Source organism: Halorubrum sp. B53, assembly GCF_059752395.1.
Genome location: NZ_MWTH01000012.1, coordinates 407,821 through 424,051 on the forward strand (window position 1 = coordinate 407,821; position 16,231 = coordinate 424,051).

General features: G+C 70.5%; 18 protein-coding genes, 2 tRNA genes and 1 pseudogene. 10 read left to right on the plus strand and 11 right to left on the minus strand.

The genetic code is table 11. From position 1 onward, the window contains the following. The first annotated feature begins 43 nt into the window (after window positions 1–43). The 4 genes and pseudogenes from B4V06_RS11200 (at window position 44) to B4V06_RS11215 (ending at window position 797) form a co-directional block, all read left to right on the plus strand. Window positions 44–151, plus strand: a tRNA-Asn gene (locus tag B4V06_RS11200). Window positions 152–212: 61 nt separating this feature from the next. Then, window positions 213–347: a hypothetical protein gene (locus B4V06_RS11205; protein ID WP_498169906.1), complete on the plus strand. Its 135-nt coding sequence runs from the start codon at window positions 213–215 to the stop codon at window positions 345–347. A gap of 12 nt (window positions 348–359) precedes the next feature. Further along, window positions 360–677, plus strand: a pseudogene (locus tag B4V06_RS11210) (group I intron-associated PD-(D/E)XK endonuclease); the annotation flags it as partial. A gap of 44 nt (window positions 678–721) precedes the next feature. Further along, a tRNA-Ile gene (locus B4V06_RS11215) sits at window positions 722–797 on the plus strand. Between the two features lie 47 nt (window positions 798–844). Here B4V06_RS11215 and B4V06_RS11220 read toward each other — a convergent pair. Then, entirely contained in the window at window positions 845–1,708 is an 864-nt protein-coding gene (locus B4V06_RS11220; protein WP_498169909.1) for a TIGR01548 family HAD-type hydrolase, read from the minus strand. A 64-nt stretch (window positions 1,709–1,772) separates the two neighbouring features. Then, the gene (locus B4V06_RS11225; protein WP_123113976.1) at window positions 1,773–2,267 is read right to left on the minus strand and encodes a UPF0146 family protein; all 495 of its coding nucleotides are present in this window, start codon (window positions 2,265–2,267) and stop codon (window positions 1,773–1,775) included. Window positions 2,268–2,306: 39 nt separating this feature from the next. Between B4V06_RS11225 and B4V06_RS11230 the strand changes: the two genes are divergently transcribed. The 3 genes from B4V06_RS11230 (at window position 2,307) to ygfZ (ending at window position 4,430) form a co-directional block, all read left to right on the plus strand. Further along, entirely contained in the window at window positions 2,307–2,828 is a 522-nt protein-coding gene (locus tag B4V06_RS11230; protein ID WP_123113977.1) for an archaemetzincin family Zn-dependent metalloprotease, read from the plus strand. Window positions 2,829–2,873: 45 nt separating this feature from the next. Further along, a complete protein-coding gene (locus B4V06_RS11235) occupies window positions 2,874–3,173 on the plus strand; it encodes a DUF6432 family protein (RefSeq protein ID WP_123113978.1) in 300 nt (99 codons plus the stop codon). 99 nt (window positions 3,174–3,272) lie between these two features. After that, on the plus strand, window positions 3,273–4,430 hold the full coding sequence (ygfZ, locus tag B4V06_RS11240; protein WP_498169912.1) for a CAF17-like 4Fe-4S cluster assembly/insertion protein YgfZ: 1,158 nt from the start codon (window positions 3,273–3,275) through the stop codon (window positions 4,428–4,430). 17 nt (window positions 4,431–4,447) lie between these two features. Here ygfZ and B4V06_RS11245 read toward each other — a convergent pair whose 3' ends face one another. From B4V06_RS11245 to B4V06_RS11280, 8 genes are all read right to left on the minus strand, one after another. Beyond that, window positions 4,448–5,626: an inorganic phosphate transporter gene (locus B4V06_RS11245; protein ID WP_123113980.1), complete on the minus strand. Its 1,179-nt coding sequence runs from the start codon at window positions 5,624–5,626 to the stop codon at window positions 4,448–4,450. Continuing rightward, entirely contained in the window at window positions 5,626–5,754 is a 129-nt protein-coding gene (locus tag B4V06_RS11250) for a DUF7859 family protein (RefSeq protein ID WP_255212559.1), read from the minus strand. Before B4V06_RS11250 ends, B4V06_RS11245 begins: the two co-directional genes overlap by 1 nt. 304 nt (window positions 5,755–6,058) lie before the next feature. Beyond that, complete coding sequence (locus B4V06_RS11255; protein WP_123113981.1) at window positions 6,059–6,604, minus strand: metallophosphoesterase; 546 nt, start codon at window positions 6,602–6,604, stop codon at window positions 6,059–6,061. Window positions 6,605–7,061: 457 nt separating this feature from the next. Further along, a complete protein-coding gene (locus B4V06_RS11260; protein WP_123113982.1) occupies window positions 7,062–8,045 on the minus strand; it encodes a replication factor C small subunit in 984 nt (327 codons plus the stop codon). 78 nt (window positions 8,046–8,123) lie between these two features. Next, a complete protein-coding gene (locus B4V06_RS11265; protein WP_123113983.1) occupies window positions 8,124–9,077 on the minus strand; it encodes a DUF5995 family protein in 954 nt (317 codons plus the stop codon). Between the two features lie 124 nt (window positions 9,078–9,201). Then, the gene (locus tag B4V06_RS11270; RefSeq protein WP_498169919.1) at window positions 9,202–10,149 is read right to left on the minus strand and encodes an electron transfer flavoprotein subunit alpha/FixB family protein; all 948 of its coding nucleotides are present in this window, start codon (window positions 10,147–10,149) and stop codon (window positions 9,202–9,204) included. Continuing rightward, window positions 10,149–10,937 carry an electron transfer flavoprotein subunit beta/FixA family protein gene (locus tag B4V06_RS11275; RefSeq protein ID WP_498169921.1) on the minus strand — a complete coding sequence of 263 codons (789 nt, stop codon included), beginning with the start codon at window positions 10,935–10,937 and terminating at the stop codon, window positions 10,149–10,151. Before B4V06_RS11275 ends, B4V06_RS11270 begins: the two co-directional genes overlap by 1 nt. A gap of 106 nt (window positions 10,938–11,043) precedes the next feature. Further along, complete coding sequence (locus tag B4V06_RS11280) at window positions 11,044–12,414, minus strand: helix-turn-helix transcriptional regulator (protein WP_498169924.1); 1,371 nt, start codon at window positions 12,412–12,414, stop codon at window positions 11,044–11,046. Between the two features lie 141 nt (window positions 12,415–12,555). Between B4V06_RS11280 and B4V06_RS11285 the strand changes: the two genes are divergently transcribed. Next, window positions 12,556–13,890, plus strand: a complete 1,335-nt coding sequence (locus B4V06_RS11285; protein ID WP_123113987.1) for a DUF7094 domain-containing protein — start codon at window positions 12,556–12,558, stop codon at window positions 13,888–13,890. Window positions 13,891–14,040: 150 nt separating this feature from the next. Next, window positions 14,041–14,493 carry a type IV pilin N-terminal domain-containing protein gene (locus tag B4V06_RS11290; protein ID WP_123114917.1) on the plus strand — a complete coding sequence of 151 codons (453 nt, stop codon included), beginning with the start codon at window positions 14,041–14,043 and terminating at the stop codon, window positions 14,491–14,493. A gap of 29 nt (window positions 14,494–14,522) precedes the next feature. Here the strand turns inward: B4V06_RS11290 and B4V06_RS11295 are convergent, their stop codons facing one another. Then, window positions 14,523–15,146, minus strand: coding sequence for a methyltransferase domain-containing protein (locus B4V06_RS11295; protein ID WP_123113988.1), 624 nt, complete (start codon window positions 15,144–15,146; stop codon window positions 14,523–14,525). A 206-nt stretch (window positions 15,147–15,352) separates the two neighbouring features. Here B4V06_RS11295 and B4V06_RS11300 point away from each other — a divergent pair, with 206 nt between their 5' ends. Beyond that, window positions 15,353–16,207: a DUF6663 family protein gene (locus tag B4V06_RS11300; protein ID WP_498169928.1), complete on the plus strand. Its 855-nt coding sequence runs from the start codon at window positions 15,353–15,355 to the stop codon at window positions 16,205–16,207. Window positions 16,208–16,231 lie beyond the last annotated feature (24 nt).

Consider the following 16,231-nt stretch of genomic DNA (forward strand, 5'->3'; position numbering starts at 1 on the left):
GAAACGAAAGCCATATCAAAAGAACGCGAGTATCCGAAGATGAGCCGAAGTAGCTCAGTTGGTAGAGCGCCTCGCTGTTACGACGCTCGGCGGAACTCCCCCGAACGTCACAGTCACGAGGCGGTCCCAGGTTCGAGTCCTGGCTTCGGCGTCCCTTTCTCCCGGTTTCCCTCGCGGATCTGTCTTTATACGATAACGACTCAGACGGTCGTATGTCGCGCTTTGAGCAGTACGACAGTCTCGGAGAACCACAGAAGCGCGGACAGGCCACGGAAGCGATCGTCACGGCGGAGTTGCTCGCTCGCGACGTCTCCGTGCTCACACCGGCGTACGACAACGATCCATAAGACCTCGTCGCCAGAATCGACGGTGAATTCTATCGGTTACAGGTCAAGACGGCGTACGACGGCAAAAACGACGGCGCGGTGGAGTTCCGGACTCGAAGCGTTCGGACGAAAAGCGAAGGCTACGAACGGGCGGGCTACGACGGAAAAATCGATTACTTCGCCGTCCTCAACGTCCGAACAGAGGACGTGTACCTCGTCCCCATCGAAGACGCCGGAGCGGCGGCGACCACGATCCGATACGAACCCGCCGCGAACAACAATCGAACGAATATCAATTGGCACGAAGAGTACCGGATCGATACTGTCCTCAGTCGTCTCCAATCGGGATAATGCGGTAATCTAAAGAGTACCCCTCGTATAACACGGATCGACGCGGGCCTTTAGCTTAGTCTGGCTCAAAGCCCTCCGCTCATAACGGAGTGATCGCCGGTTCAAATCCGGCAAGGCCCATTCTCTCACGCCGATCATTTTCCGCGAGCCACGCATACCCGAGAGCTCTACTCCAGCAGCCCGACCAGCTCGTTCACGTCGTCGACGACGGCGTCGGCCCCGTTCTCGGCGTACTTCCGGCGTCCCTCCTCGCCGGTGAGTCCACCCGTCAACACGCCGACCCCGTAGTAGACCCGGCTCGCGTCCTCGTCGTCGGCGTTGCGCGCGGTCCGGACGTCGTCGAGGGTGTCGCCGGCGAAGGCGACGCGCTCGGCGTCGAACCGCTCCGCGAGCTCGACGAGCGCCCGCGGGTGCGGCTTCCCCTCCTCCCAGTCGTCCATCGTGAATCGGCGGTCCTCGGGGACGTCGAGGCCGACGCGCTCCAAGGCGATCTCCGCCTCGGCCGCGGGACGCCCCGTCAGCACGCCAACGTCGAACCGCTCGGTCAGGTCGGCGATCGTCTCCGGCTCGACGAGCGTCGGCTCGTCGTGGATGTACCCCGGCGCCGACAGCGGCGGCTCTCCGCCCTCCAGTTCGCGGTACAGCTCCTCACCGAGGTACAGGGCCTGGAACGTCTCGCGGAGGCGCTCGGTGTCCCACTGGTCGCGGACCCGCGCCTGCGCGACCCGCGGGAGGTCGCCGACGACCGCCTTCGCCGCCGAGAGCCCGCCGCCGGCCTCGGCGACTCGGTCGGTGAAGGCGTCGGGGTCCATCCCGAGCCCCTCGCGGCGGGCCAGCACGTACAGCGCGGCCGCGTCCGTCAGCTCCCAGTCGTTGTTGAACCCGCCGGCGTCTTTGAACGCCTGCACCGTGTCGCGGTCGATCGTCTTGCCGCACACCCTGTCGACGGACTCGATTATCGCCCGTCGATACGAGTCGCCCACGTCGACGAGGACGCCGTCGATGTCGAGAACGACTGCGTCGACCTGCATACCCGTACGCCGGCAGGTGAGGGAAAGAACGTTCGGGTTCGCGGCCGATTCGGCCGGAAGGTCCTCAGCGCCTGCCGGCGGCACCGGGGGAGTCGCTTCCCGCGGTGCCGTCCCGGGCGACGTACACGGTCGTCTCCGGGAGGGACCGGCGCCGAACCGGGATCGTCGGTTCTTCGAAGCCGAGCGTGGTAAACAGGCATGCGGCGTCCAACCGCTCGGCGAGCGCGACCGTCGGACGCTGGAGCTCAGCCGGGAGGTTACAGGCGTACACCGCGTCGAACTCGCCCGCTATTCCGCCCGGTCCGGAGCCGCTCTCCCCGCCCGCCAGATCCAACACGTCGGCCTCGACGGCGCGGAGCGATCCCGTGATGGTCGGTCCTTCGGTCTCGCGAGCGGCCGCCAGCGTGCGCTCGCCGACGGCGACGTCGACCGCGACGACGTCGCGGCCGCGCTCGGCGAGCGATCGCGCGACGCCGGGGCGATCGCCGACGCCGACCTCGAGCAGCCGATCGTGGCGGGCGAGCTCCTCGACGAGCGCCCGACGGGGCGGTGAGACCACGGCGCGGGCTTTATGATTGCGGCGGTCAAAAGCGGTTCCATGCTCGTGGACATCGTTCCCGTCGGGGAGGTCACCCCCCGCGTGAAACGGGAGGCCTCCGGCGCGCTCCGATCGGTGTACGACTGTGACGTCACGGTCCACGACGATCAGCCGATCCCCGAGACCGCCTACGACGAGGGTCGCGACCAGTACCGCGCCGAGGACCTGATCGAGACCGTCAGCCGCGTCGGCGGCGGCGAGAAGAACATCGGCATCACCCCGCGTGACCTGTACTACCGCCGCCGGAACTACGTGTTCGGACTAGCGTACCTCAACGGCAACGGCTCCGTGATCTCGACGCATCGGCTCCGCACCTCCTCCGACGGCGGCGTGTCCACGAAGCCCGCGGTCGACGTGTTCTCCGACCGGGTCCGCAAGGAAGTGGTCCACGAGATCGGTCACACGCTCGGGCTGGAACACTGCGACAACAGCAAGTGCGTCATGTCCTTCTCCCCCACCGTCCGCGAGGTCGACGTGAAAGAGGAGAACCTCTGCGGCTCCTGTTCTCGACTGGTCCGGTGACCCCTCGCCGGTAAAGGTAAACCCCGTCCTGTCCAACTGACGGCCATGGCCGCAAAGCCGGAATACCGCGACCGGCCCGACGTCGAGGTCGCGCTGTTGGACGCGCTCGTCGACCGCGGCGACGAGGGGATGACGGTGTTGGAGCTCCGCGCGGCTGTCGACGCCGACATCGACGCCGTCGAGGAAGCGCTCTCGGCGCTGAAGGAGGACTCGCTCATCACCGTCGAGAGCGAGGAGCACGTTCGCGTCTACGCGCACGACCGCGTGATCCCCGACCCCGACGCGCCGGGCGAGGAGCGCCACGGCGGACTCGTCGACACCATCCGCGACCGGCTCGGGCTGTAGTCCGTCCGCCTTCGCGCCGCCGCGGTCGCGTCGCGATCGACGCGCCCGCGACCGACTACGAGCCAGCGACCTTTTGCCGCTCCCCGGCTTCGTTGGGGTATGACTCTCGTCTCCGGCACCCACGGCGCCCACGGCGCGACGTACCGCGACCGCGGCGGCCGTCGGGTGGTCGACCACTACGGGAAGCCAGAGCGCGTCGGCAAGGCGGTCCGCAACGTCGTCGGCGCGATCGAGATGGGGTACGGCGTGCTCGCGATCACCGGCGACGACCGCGTCGAGTTCGTCGACAACGCCGTCTCCAATCGCGTCCCGGCCGAGGACGGGCAGGGGGTGTACGCGCTCCTGCTCGACCCGCAGGGCGGCATCGAGACGGACATGTACGTGTACAACGCCGACGAGCGACTGCTCGTGTTCCTCCCGCCCGAGCGCGCCGAGGCCGTCGCCGAGGACTGGTCGGAGAAGGTGTTCATCCAGGACGTGACGGTCAAGGACGCCTCCGACGAGTTCGGCGTGTTCGGCGTCCACGGCCCCAAATCGACCGAGAAGATCGCCTCGGTGCTCGGCGGCCCGGGCGCTCCCGAGAAGCCCCTCTCGTTCGTCCGCGGCTCGATGGTCGACGCCGGCGTCACCGTGATCGCGACCGACGCCCCCCTCGGCGAGGAGGGGTACGAGGTCGTCTGCGCGGCCGAGCACGCCGAGGAGGTGTTCGACACGCTGATCAACCGCGGGCTCAACGCGGCCCCGTTCGGCTACCGGACGTGGGACGCGCTCTCCGCTGAGGCCGGCACGCCGCTCTTCGAGTACGAGCTGGAGGGAACCGTGCCGAACGTCTTCGGGCTCCGCAACGCCTTAGACTTCGAGAAGGGGTGTTACGTCGGCCAGGAGGTCGTCTCTCGCGTCGAGAACCAGGGTCGTCCGAGCCGGCGACTCGTCGGCCTCGCGCTCGACGGGCTCGCCGACGCGACCGCCGAGATCGACGGCGACGCCGATCCCGAGGGGTACGACGCGGTCCTGCCGACGCCCGGCGCGGCCGTCTTCGCCGGCGACGAGGCGGTCGGCGAGGTGACCCGCGCCGCGGTCGGTCCCGCCTCGGGCGACCCGATTGCGCTGGCGCTGGTCCGGTACGACGCCGACCTCGACGCGGTCACCGTCCGCGTCGACGGCGACGAGGTCGCGGCGACCCGTTCCGATCTCCCGTTCCCGTCCGCGGACGGGAGCGCGCGGTCCGCCCGGGCGCCGACGTACCCGGACGCGTAGCGGACGAGCGCGTTCTCTTATAAGGCGAACTGCACTGCCGAGTAGATCCCGTAGCCGAGCGCGAGCGCCCCAACGAGCGAGCCGATCCACGCAAGCACCGTGTACCCCATCTTCGCCCGGCTCACGCCCGCGTCGCCGGCGGCGTAGCCGGCGCCGACGATCGCGGAGACGATGATCTCGTTGAACGAGACGGGGATCCCGAACGCGACCGCGGTCTGCGCGATCGCGAACGAGGGGATGAGCGCCGAGATCGACCGCCGCGGCCCCATCGAGGCGTAGTCCTGCGAGATCGCCTTGATCATCCGCGGCGCGCCGGTCCAGGAGCCGGCCAGCAGGCCGACGCCGCCGCCGACGAGCAGCGCCCACAGCGGGATGCCCGCCTCGCCGACGAACAGGGGGACGAGCGGTCCGATCGCCAGTCCGACCTGCGACCCGCCGGCGGAGAACGCGACGAGCCCTCCCATCGCCAACAGGAATCGCCGCTGGGCGCCCGCGCGGTCGCGGCCGAGGTCGAGGTACACCGCTGCGGCGACGCCGGCCGCCACCGCGGCCGTGACGATCGGCGTGCCGATCGACCCGACCCCGAGCACGGGGCCGAGCGCCTGCGAGAGCGACGCCTGCTCGCCCGGCGGGCCGAGGAGCGCGAACCCGACGTTCGCGACGAGCGCGCCGACGATCCCCGCGAGCGCCGCGGTGAGCCCCCGCTCGGGGAACAGCTCTCCGGTCAGCGACCGCGCGACGGCGTAGGCGATCCCGCCGCCGACGAACGGGGTGAGCACCCACAGCGTGAGTATCTCCCTGTACTTCGGCCACGCGGGGTCCCCGCCCATCGCGAGGCCGACGCCGACGACCGCGCCCGTCACGGTGAATGCGGTCGCGATCGGATACCCAGCGAACACGCCGAGCGCGACCAGCCCGGCGGCGGTGACCAGCGCGATAATGGCCGCGCCGGCGGTGAGCGTGACGCCGCCGATCAGCTCGGTGCCGACCGCCTCGGTCACGTTCGCGCCCTGTAACACCGCGCCGAGCAGCCCGAGGACGCCGACGATCAGCCCGGCTCGCATCACGGAGATCGCGTTCGCCCCGACCGCCGGTGCGAACGGAGTCGATCCCGACGAACCGGCGCCGATCGACCACGCCATGAAGAGGCTCGCCGCGCCGGCGACGCCGAGGGTGAGGACGGTAGCGACGACCATTACCGCTGGCCGTCCTCGTACCCCTCGCGGAGCCCGGTCAGGGTGCGCCGGACGAGCAGAAACCCGAAGAAGAAGAGCCCGAGCAGGGCGACGAGAATAATGACGAACATCGGTTCTACCGAGAGCATACAGTCGAATCCGTCGGAACGGTGTTATGCGTTTCGGCAGCCGCGTCCGTCGCCGGGGCTCGGCGGTGACTAAAACGCGTTTTTGTCCCTAAGCTAGGTATAAGATGTCACCGCCGTAACGTGGAGACGCGACCCCCCGCTTCGGCCCTCTCCCCCCGCGATCGCCCGCGTCGGTCGGATCCGGTGCGTCGACGACCGCTTCCACTCCCCCCTGCCCCCTCCACCGGACGTCCCGGATCGCCGACGCGGGTCGGCCCGCGGGGCGTCGCGTCCCGCCCGCTCTCCCCCCGCGGGCGGCGTTTTCTCACGGCTCGATCCGGAACGTCTCGAAGACCTCGCCCTCGGGCGTGACGAGTCGCCCGTCGAGCGCGGTCGCCGCGTCCGGGTCGTGCTCTGCGCCACTCCCTTCGGCGGCCGGTTCCAGCTCGGCGTGGGCCGGGCGATTCCCCCGCGGCTGCGCGTGGCTCCCGGGATTCAAGATGGGGAGGCCGCCCGAGTCGTCGAACCGCGGCCGGTGGCTGTGGCCGCAGACCACGGCGTCCGCGTCGCGCCCGCGTCCGAGCATGACCAGCCCCGTGTCCCCGCTGCGGTGGCGGTGGGTGACCGCGAACCGGACGCCCGCGTACTCGACCGTGCGGACCTCGGGGAGCCGGTCGCGGATCGCGGCGTCGTCGTTGTTCCCGTACACGCCGCGGAGGCTCCGGGCCGCTGACTCGAAGGCGTCGAGCACCGGCTCGCGGTAGAAGTCGCCGACGTGGACGACGAGGTCGGCCTCGCGTACCGCCGCCGCGGTGCGCCCCTGCAGCTTCGACTCCTCGTGCGAGTGGGTGTCGGAGACGACGACGAGCATTCTGTACCCTTCGTCAGTGCGCGCTCGGTTTAAAAAGAGCGCCCCGGGACGGCGATGTCGATTTATAACTGAAGGCGGCTGCGGTGGCGCGCGCCTCCGAGTGGCCGACAGGCCACGAGGAGCGCCGCGCGAGGGACGCGGCGACCGTAGGGAGCCGCGAGGCTGGGGAGGCGTGAGGCTGCGGTCGGGTGGGACTCAAAGGGGCAGTCACGAGGACGGCGGAGGCGACGCACGCACTGCAGGGAGCGAACGAAGTGAGCGACCGAAGCGCACAGCGAGCGTGCGCCGTCCTCGTGACTGGGGCTTTAGAGGTGGTCACCGTCGATCCAGTATCGCTCACGTATAACTGAGCGGTTGAGGTCTCGGAGGCGGTTCGTCCGCCACTGCTAGCGCCAATCGCTTATAAATAACCGAGATCACACGCCGTAATCGAAACGACGACTCCGACAGAACCGACCTATTCCTCTAACGAGAGCGACGCGAGCAGCGACTCCAGCTGGACCTGCTCGTTGGCGCCCTCGGCGATGCGGTAGTCGGCCTCGCCGATCCGCTCCATCAGCGCGACCGCCTCGCGCTCGCTCAGGTCGAACTCCCAGACGGAGCGGTGGAGCTGGTCGATCACGTCGCCGCCGGCCATCCCGGTCTCCGTGAGGAGGGTGTCGAGGGTCGCCCGCGCCCGCGAGAAGTCCCCCTCCAGCGCGTTCGTCACCATCGACTCGATCTCCTCGGGCCGCGCGGTGGCCGTGATCGCGTACACCGCCTCCTCGTCGACGACGTCGCCGGTCGTCGCCGCCGCCTGCAGCGAGTTGATCGCGCGGCGCATGTCGCCGTCGGCCGCGTACACGAGCGCGTCGACGCCCGCGTCGGTCACCTCGATCCCCTCCGCCGCGGCGATCTCGCGGGTCTGCGCGGCGACGGCCGCGTCCGAGAGCGGCGAGAAGCGGAAGACGGCGCAGCGCGACTGGATCGGGTCGATGATCTTCGACGAGTAGTTACACGAGAGGATGAACCGCGTGTTGTCGGAGAACTGCTCCATCGTCCGGCGTAGTGCTGACTGGGCGTCATCCGTGAGTGAGTCGGCCTCGTCAAGGAACACGATCCGGAAGTCGCCGCCGAACGAGGAGCGCGCGAACCCCTTGATCCGGTCGCGCACCACGTCGATGCCGCGCTGGTCGGAGGCGTTAAGCTCGAGGAAGTTGCCGCGCCAGTTGTCCTCACCGTACACCTGGCGGGCGATGGCGGTTGCCGCGGTGGTCTTTCCTACGCCGGCAGGACCACTGAAAAGAAGGTGCGGGATGTCGTCCTGCTCGATGTAGCTCTGGAGCCGCTCGACGATCTCCTCCTGCCCGTGGATGTCGTCGAGCGACTGCGGCCGGTACTTCTCGATCCAGATCTCCCGGCCGGTCGCGGTCGCAGCCGTCTGCTCGTCGGCCTCGCTCATGCCGGATCGGAGGGCCGGCGGGGTGATAAACGAACCGAGAACGGACCGCGCTCGGGCCGATCTCTTCCCCCACGCGGCCTACATCCGTCGCCGGATCGTCTCGCGGAACGCTCCCGCCGCGTCGGCGTCGGCCTCCGCCTCCCGTAGGCGAGCGGTCGCGTCGCGCTCGGCGTCGACGTCAGCGTCGACGTCGATGTCGGCCTCGGGCGCGAGCACGACCGCCGCGGCGCCCGTCGCGACGGTCTCTGTCCGCCAGTCGACGTAGCGCTCGCCGATCCACGCCGGCAGGTCGGCGCGCAACACGGCGTTCCGCCAGGCGAACTCCCGGACCCCCTTCAGTCCGAGCAGGGCCAGGCGGTCGTCGAGGGGATCGAGCAGCCGGTCGATCCCCGCGATCCCGATCGCGGCGTACGCCTCGACGAGCGCGTCCTGCGCGGTCTGGACGAGCCGGGCGAGGACCGCGTTTATCCGGTCGTGGTCGGCGCGCTTGGCGTCGCGGTCGGGGTCGATACCCACGTCGCCGAGGGTGTAGGTGAGGTCGTAGGTGATGTGCGCGTTGATGCCCAGCAGGGCGTCCTGCGCGACGAGCGTCTCGCCCCGCGCCGCGGCGGCGAAGGCGATCACCCACGGGCGCGGCAGCGACTCGAACGCCCGGCGCTCGAACGCGACCAGCGCCCGGCGGTAGCGCTCCGCGAAGGCGACGAGGTACGACGCGGCCCACTCGGAATCGATGAACGCGCCGTCGTCGATCGCGTCCCGAACGGTCGCCGTCATCCGGCTGTACACCGTGAGGAACACCGCGCGCCGGTCGCCGCGCTCGCGGAGGTACGACTCGGTCCGCGCCAGTCGCTCGTCGACGTCGGCGACGGACGCGAACGGGGTCGAAACGAGATCGAGCAGCGCGGGATCCGGCTCGTCGTCGGCCAGCTCCGCGGCGATCGCCTCGGCGTCGACGTCGACCGTCCGCCGGATCCCGGTGAGCAGCGCTCTCGCTTCCTCGGTGGTCGGGACGGTGGCGCGGATCGGGATCATCGTGCGTCGACGGCGGGCGCCGTCTGACCGGCCGATACTCCGCCGAATTAAAAGAACGTTGCTGCCGGATCAGGCGGTTGCTGCCGGACCGGAAGGGTGCTGCCGGACCGAGAGCCGACGCCGCCTACGCGAACTCGTCGGTGAGCTCGGGGACGACCTCGAACAGGTCGCCGACGATGCCGTAGTCGGCGATGTCGAAGATGGGCGCGTTCGGGTCGGTGTTGATCGCGACGATCGTGTCCGACCCTTTCATGCCGGCGACGTGCTGGACCGCGCCGGAGATGCCGACCGCGATGTACACGTCCGGCGTGACGACTTTGCCCGACTGCCCGACCTGCCGGTTCTTCGGGAGCCAGCCGTTGTCGACGATCGGCCGGGAGGCGGAGAGCGTCGCGCCGAGCGCGTCGGCGAGCCCCTCGACGAGCTCTAGATTCTCCTCCTCCTCGATGCCGCGGCCGACCGAGACGAGCACGTCGGCGTCGGCGATGTCGACGTCGCCGCCGCCGACCTCCTCGAAGCCGGTGACGCGCGCGCCGGACTCGGGCAGGTCGACCTCGACCGACTCGACCGTCGCGTCGCCGACGCCCTCGGCGGGCGCCCACTCGCCGCCGCGGACCGTGAGGACGTGGCGGTCGCCGTCGACGTCGACGGTCGTCTCCACCTTCGAGCCGTACATCTCGCGGACGACGGTGAGGCCGTCGTCGTACTCGAACCCGGTCGCGTCGGTCACCAGCGGCAGGCCGCGGTCCTCGGCCACCGCGGGAGCGTAGTCGAGGCCGTTGACCGAGTTCGGCGCCACGACCGTGGCGGCGTCCGTCCGGTCGAGCAGCGCCGCGATCGCCGCCTGGTAGACGTTGTGGTCGAACTCCTCGCCGTTCCCAACGGTGTGGATCGCGTCCACGCCCTCGCGGTTCAGGTCCTCGGCGAAGGCGTCGACGTCGCCGGCGATGACGGCGACGTGGAGCTCTCCGCCGCGCGCGTCGGCGAGTTCGCGGCCTGCCGTGATCGCCTCGTAGGAGACGTCGCGGAGCTCCCCGCGGCGGTGTTCGGCGACGACGAGCACGTCCGCCATCACGCGCTCACCCCCTTATCGCGGAGGACCTCAGCGAGGCGTCCCGCGGCCTCGCCGGCGTCGCCCTCGATGATCTCGGCGTCCGACTCGCTCTCGGGCTCGTACATCGAGGTGATCGCGAGCGCGCTCTCCACGTCCTCGGCGGTCAGCCCCAGATCGCCGAGGTCCTTCGCGTCGATCTCCTTGCGCTGGGCCTGTCGGATGCCGCGCAGGCTCGCGTAGCGCGGCTCGTTGAGCCCGGTCTGAACGGTCAACACCGCGGGGAGGTCGACGTCGGTCAGCTCCTCGACGCCGCCCTCAAGCTCGCGGTGGACGTGGGCGACGCCCGCGTCCGCGTCGACGTCGAGGTCGTTGACGACCGCGGCGTGTTCGAAGCCGATCCGCTCCGCGAGCGCGACGCCGGTCGCGCCGAACCCGGTGTCGGCGGCCTGCACGCCGCCGAGCACGAGGTCGGGATCCTCGGCCTCGACGACGGCCTCGAGGGTCGAGACCTTCGCGGCCACGTCGGCGAACCCCTCCTCGAAGGCGTCGTCCCAGACGCGGACCGCGCGGTCGGCGCCCTTCGCGAGCGCCATCCGGATCGTCTCCTCGGCGCGCTCCGGGCCGATCGTGACGGTGACGACCTCGTCGGCGATCCCGGCCTCCGCCAGCTGGACCGCGGCCTCGACCGCGTAGTCGTCCCACTCGTTGAGGTCGTACTCGAGGTCCGACGCCGCGATGTCGGTCCCCTCGATCGCGAAGTCGTCGTCCGCCTCCGCGACCTCCTTAACGGTCACCAGAACTTTCATGATCGATACTCGGTCGTTCGCCCTGTAAGGGTTTTCGGAACGCCTCACCCGCCGCGAAGAGTTGGCGTCGGTCGGGGCCGATATCGGTGTCCGGACGACGGCCTCGCTACCGGTCGCTGCGGCCGATGCGGCCGCCGTCGTCTGCATCGCTGCCGCCCGTATCGCCGGTGCTGCCGCCCGTGTCGTCGGTGCCGCCGCCCCTGTCGCCGTTTCTCCCGTCATCGTCGTTCCCGTCGGGAAGCGAGATCAGATTCTCCCGACCCAGGCGGAGCTTCTCGACGCGCCCCTCGTCGGCCATCGCCGACAGGAGCTGCGAGACCTTCGCGTCGGACCAGCCGGTCTCCGTGACGATGTCGGCCTGCCGCATCCGCCCGCCGTTCTCCGCCAGGAGCCGCTCGACGCGCTCCTCGTCCGAGAGCAGCGAGGGGTCGTCCGCGGGCTCCGTCTCCCCGTCCGCGTCGCTCCCTCCGTCAGGGCCGGAGCCGGCGGTCGCGGCCGCGCCCGGCGCCGCGTCGGCGCCGGCGTCCGTCCCCTGTGTGTCGCCGTCCGTGCTCGTCGCGCCGTTCGCGCCGTTCGCTCCCGCCGCGCCGCCGGTGTCACCGCCCCTCCGTCGATAGCCGACGATGCTCCCAGCGATGAGTAGCGCTGCGACGACGATCGCGGCGGTGAGCATCTCCCACGGGGGACCCACCGCACCGGTCGGCGCGTACACGACGGCGACCTGCTCGTCCTCGCCGAACGTCCGCGGCCCCTCGACGATCACGGCGTTATCGCGGAGCGGGACGGTGGCCCCGGGCGTCCCGGTGACGGTGTATCCCTCCGGCGTCGCCACCTCCAGCGTCTGTCCCTCGCCGAGCGACCGGAGCCACGTCCCCTCCGGCGTGGTCAGCGCGTCGCCCAACACGAGGTTCTCGCCGTCGGTCCCGAGGAACTCCGTCCAGACGAACGTCAGTCGGAGCTCGCCCACGGCGGCGGTCTCGTCCTCCGCGATGTCGAACTCTGACGGGTCTTCGTGGACGATCACCTCGCGGTCGACGTCCCGGATCCGCATCGTCCGGTCCACGTTCCGACTGGCCTCCCGCGCGAACCCCTCGAACAGCGCCGGATCGGGGCCGACCTCGCCGTTGAGGAACCGCTCGCCGGCGGTCTCGAAGGCGCCGACCTCCGTCTCGTCGGCGAGGGCGTACCTGACGGACACCTCCCACCGCGCGTCGCGGTCCGGCGTCGGTTCGATCCGGATCCGCGTCGCCGTGTTCGGGTCGAAATCGGAGTCGATCTGTCCGACGGGGGTCGCGGTCGGTTCGGGAGGCGTCACCGCGAGCGGCGCGTCCGTCGGCTGTCCGTGTGAAAGCGCGGCGTCTGACGCGGGCGCCGGCGGCGTCGTCACCGCGGCTCCTGCGACGGGCGTCACGCCGCCGCCGACGAGGAGGAGAGCGAACAGCGAGACGAGGAGGACGCGAGACGGGGGGTTCCGCATGCACATCGGTTCTCTCGTGGACCGGGCAAAACGCTTTCCATAGCCGGTTTCGCCGTCCCCGGCGGCCACCGACGCCTCGTCGCTCCGTGCCGCGCGTCCGTTGAGGTGGATTTTTTATATCGGGAAGAGAACCCATACGTGATGAGAGCCCTCCCGGTCGTCGTCGCGGTCCTCCTGCTCGTCGTTCCGGTCGCGGGGGCGATATCCCCCGCCGCCGGATCCGAGTCTCCGGCGGTCGTCCAGGCTTCCGGACCGGTCGCGGTCGACTCCGCCGATCCGGTCGTGGTCGACCCGGTCGCGGTCGGTTCGGCCGACCCGATCGCTCCGTCCCGGCCGCAGACCGGCCCGTCGCAGATCGACCGAGCGAACCTCACCTTCCGGACGCTCTCCGCACCGGCCGACGCCGATCCGCGGGTCAGCAGCGCCCTCCGCGGCGCGAACCTCGGCCCGGCGCTCTCCTTCTCGGTCGACGACGCCGACGCCGCCGCGGAGACCGCGGCGGTCGTCGACCGGATCGAGAACGCCGAGACGAACACGGAGCGACAGCGCCTGATCCTCGCGGCGCTCAGTCAGGTCGAGCGCGACGAGGTGAGCCTCAGCAGCCGTCAGTCGGACGTGTTCAGCGCGCACGCGTCAGGCAACCTCTCCGACCGAGAGCTCCTCAACGAGCTCGTCCGCATCTCCGCCACCGCCCGGGAGTACGACCACCGGCTCGAAGAGATCGACGCGCTCTCCGAGGAGACCGACGGCTTCAGCTCGCCGACCCGGCTCGACGAGCTCCAGGTCGCGCTCCAAGTGTACGAGGGCCCCGTCCGCGACCTCGCGCTCTCGACCGCCCGCGGCGAGCGCTCGGCCACGGAGATTCACGTCGAGTCGACCGCGAGCTCGGTCACGCTGGCGGCGATCGTCGACGGCGAGTACGTCCGCGAGACGTTCCGGTACGACCGCTGGGACCGCGGCGGCGGCCCGATCAGCAACGACCGGGCGATCGAGGTGACGACCGAGTCGTACCCCGAAACGGCGGCGCTCCGGCAGCCCGACGCGTTCGGGGCCGGCGCGGTCCAGCGGATCACCATCCCGCACGAATACGGCCTCCTCCGCACCTTCGTCAGCGGCGGGACGGAGCGGGTGTTCGTCGAACACCAGCGGATCGACCTCGACGACTTCCCCGATACCGAACGCGTCGCCGCGACCGGCGACGGGTTCAACGTCACCGTCGAGCGGAGCTACGTCGGCGGGCCGGTGACCGTGACCGTCCTCGACGAGGAGACGGGCGAGCCGGCCCCCGACGTCACCGTCACGAAGAGCGTCGGCGGCGGCGACAGCAGGGCGATCGGGAACACGAACGACGACGGCGTCGTCCGCACGCTCTCGCCCGCGGAGTCGTACCGCATCACCGTCGTCGACGAGCCGCGCGTCGTCGTCGTCGACGGCCTCCGGCCGATCCCGACGCCGCGGCTCGTCGACGACGAGTAGCGCCGTTCGGAGCCGACTCGCTCGATCTCCCCGACGTTTTTATCCGATACCGCGGCCAGCCGCCCCGTGCCGCTCGACCGCTCACCGCCGCTCCCACGTCTCTCGTCGCTTCGCGACGCCCCGAGCGCCGCCCGCCGCTCCGACCGTGCGATCGCCCCGGTCGCCGGCGTTCTCCTGCTCGCGATCACCGTCGTCCTCGCGGGCGGCGTCGTCACCGTCGCCCTCGGCTCCCCCGCCGAGCCTGTCCAGCCCGCCCCGACGGCGTCGCTGTCGCTGTCGGCGACCGACGATCGGGTCACCGTCACGCACCGCGGCGGCGACGCCCTCGACGCGAGCGAACTGGACGTGCGCGTCACCGTCGACGGCGAGCCGCTCGCCCGCCAACCGCCGGTGCCGTTCTTCTCTGCGGCGGGGTTCCGGCCGGGGCCGACCGGCGCGTTCAACGCCGCTAGCGACGGGGACTGGCGGGTCGGCGGGTCGGCGTCGTTCCGAGTCGCCGGGACGAACGATCCGGTCCTCGAGCCGGGCCGCACGGTCGCCGTCGAGATCTCGGTCGACGGGCGGCCGGTCGCGACGCTGGAGACGGTCGTCGAGCCGGGGTAGAAGAGCGCTGGCGTCTCCCGCTCCGCGCGCTACTCCTCGGGGACCTGCGCCACCGTCGTGATCGCTCGCGGGCTCCGCGGGGTCGCCCGCTGGATGTGGTGTTCGAACGCGTCGTAGCCCGCCGCCTCGAACATGCGGTCGGCCTCCTCCTCGTCGTAGAAGAGCATGATCGCGTCGGCGACCCGCTGGAGGACGCGGTTGTGCGGGTAGTCGGGACCGACGACGAGCACCTGTCCGCCCGGCTTCGCGACGCGGCGCAGCTCCCGGAGCCCCTCGACGGGGTTCGGCCAGTACTCGATCGAGCCCGACGACCAGACGACGTCGAACGTGTCGTCGCGGAAGGGGAGCCGCTCCGCGTCGCCGCGGTAGAAGTTCACCCGGTCGTGTTTGCCGAACTTCTCGAACGCCTTCTCCATCTGGTGGACGCTCTGGTCGAGCCCGTGGACGTCGTCGGCGTGTTCGAGCAGCCCCTCGGTGCCGAACCCGGTCCCGCACCCCACGTCGAGCACCTTCGGGTCATCGCCGAACTCCAGCCAGGAGAGCGCCTCCGCGCGCATCTCTTCGTTCCAGTTGAACCGGTTGACCTGGTCGTACACCTTCGAGAGGTACTTGTAGAACAGGCGGGCGTTCGACTTGTCCTCGAGGATCCCCATTTACCGTTCCGTTGGGCCGCCCGCCCCATAACGACACGGATCCGCCACCGCGTCGGGGTCGGCACGAGACCGACGAGGACGGGGTTGACGCGAGGCCGGCGAGGACTGGATTGACGCGAGATCGACGAGGGTGGGGTCGGCGCGGGCACCGGCGCGCTCGTGACCCGGTCCGACCCGCTTATCCGCCCGCCGACCGATCCCCGCGTATGGACCCGACGACGAGCGGCCGGTTCCGCGTGCACGACCGGCGGCCGCGCCCGGACATCGAAGACGACCCCGACGCCGATGTCGCTGATCTCGATACCGACACCGCCGACGCCTCGGAGGAGTTCGTCCTCGTCGAGCTCCCGGAGGGACCGGTCGACCCGACGGCGCCCGACGCCGAGGAGCAGTTCGACCCCCTCTACGCGACCGCTGAGGGGTACGAGGACGAGCTCGCCGAGCGCGTGGCGTCGCTGGAGCCCGGCTACGTCGTCGACGCGACACTGGCGTGGACGGACGGCTCGGCGCGGTTCGACGAGGTCGAGGTCATCCGCGAGAGCCGGTTCCGGTTCGCCGACGGCGTCGAGGGGATGTTCGAGGCGGCGGTCGAGACGTGGGAGCAGATTCGCGCCGCGGGCGAGGCCGTCGGCTCGATCACGACCCGGTCGAACGACGGCGACCCGAACGGGGCGCTGTACCTGTTCGCCGACGCGCCCGGCGGCGACGCCTTCGCTGACCTCCGGGCGGGACGGCTCCCGGTCGAGCCCCTCATCGCACGCGTCAACGAGTCCCGCGAGGACGACGACCCGCGGGAGGTGTTCGTGCTGCGGCCCGCCGCCCACAAGTTCGTCGCCGTCTACGTCGTCTTCGACCGCGACGGCGTGCTCGCGCAGACGGTCCGGGACACGTACGACCTCGGCCCCGGGCTGGCGGCGGGGCTGGAAGCGGGCGAGTTCGAGGCGGCGAAGGCGGACGACGGCGGAACGCTCGATGGCGGCGGAGCGGAGACCGATGACGACTCCGACGACTCTGATGACTCCAACGACTCCGACGACTTCGACGCGCTCGATCGCTTATAAACCGTCTCGTCGCTTTCCTCGGCC

Bases quoted from the DNA above. Each gene is read 5' to 3' on its own strand.
- B4V06_RS11205 (WP_498169906.1), top strand. From the start codon at position 213: ATGTCGCGCTTTGAGCAGTACGACAGTCTCGGAGAACCACAGAAGCGC.
- B4V06_RS11220 (WP_498169909.1), bottom strand. From the start codon at position 1,708: ATGCAGGTCGACGCAGTCGTTCTCGACATCGACGGCGTCCTCGTCGAC.
- B4V06_RS11230 (WP_123113977.1), top strand. From the start codon at position 2,307: ATGCTCGTGGACATCGTTCCCGTCGGGGAGGTCACCCCCCGCGTGAAA.
- B4V06_RS11235 (WP_123113978.1), top strand. From the start codon at position 2,874: ATGGCCGCAAAGCCGGAATACCGCGACCGGCCCGACGTCGAGGTCGCG.
- ygfZ (WP_498169912.1), top strand. From the start codon at position 3,273: ATGACTCTCGTCTCCGGCACCCACGGCGCCCACGGCGCGACGTACCGC.
- B4V06_RS11245 (WP_123113980.1), bottom strand. From the start codon at position 5,626: ATGGTCGTCGCTACCGTCCTCACCCTCGGCGTCGCCGGCGCGGCGAGC.
- B4V06_RS11250 (WP_255212559.1), bottom strand. From the start codon at position 5,754: ATGCTCTCGGTAGAACCGATGTTCGTCATTATTCTCGTCGCCCTGCTC.
- B4V06_RS11255 (WP_123113981.1), bottom strand. From the start codon at position 6,604: ATGCTCGTCGTCGTCTCCGACACCCACTCGCACGAGGAGTCGAAGCTG.
- B4V06_RS11260 (WP_123113982.1), bottom strand. From the start codon at position 8,045: ATGAGCGAGGCCGACGAGCAGACGGCTGCGACCGCGACCGGCCGGGAG.
- B4V06_RS11265 (WP_123113983.1), bottom strand. From the start codon at position 9,077: ATGATCCCGATCCGCGCCACCGTCCCGACCACCGAGGAAGCGAGAGCG.
- B4V06_RS11270 (WP_498169919.1), bottom strand. From the start codon at position 10,149: ATGGCGGACGTGCTCGTCGTCGCCGAACACCGCCGCGGGGAGCTCCGC.
- B4V06_RS11275 (WP_498169921.1), bottom strand. From the start codon at position 10,937: ATGAAAGTTCTGGTGACCGTTAAGGAGGTCGCGGAGGCGGACGACGAC.
- B4V06_RS11280 (WP_498169924.1), bottom strand. From the start codon at position 12,414: ATGCGGAACCCCCCGTCTCGCGTCCTCCTCGTCTCGCTGTTCGCTCTC.
- B4V06_RS11285 (WP_123113987.1), top strand. From the start codon at position 12,556: ATGAGAGCCCTCCCGGTCGTCGTCGCGGTCCTCCTGCTCGTCGTTCCG.
- B4V06_RS11295 (WP_123113988.1), bottom strand. From the start codon at position 15,146: ATGGGGATCCTCGAGGACAAGTCGAACGCCCGCCTGTTCTACAAGTAC.
- B4V06_RS11300 (WP_498169928.1), top strand. From the start codon at position 15,353: ATGGACCCGACGACGAGCGGCCGGTTCCGCGTGCACGACCGGCGGCCG.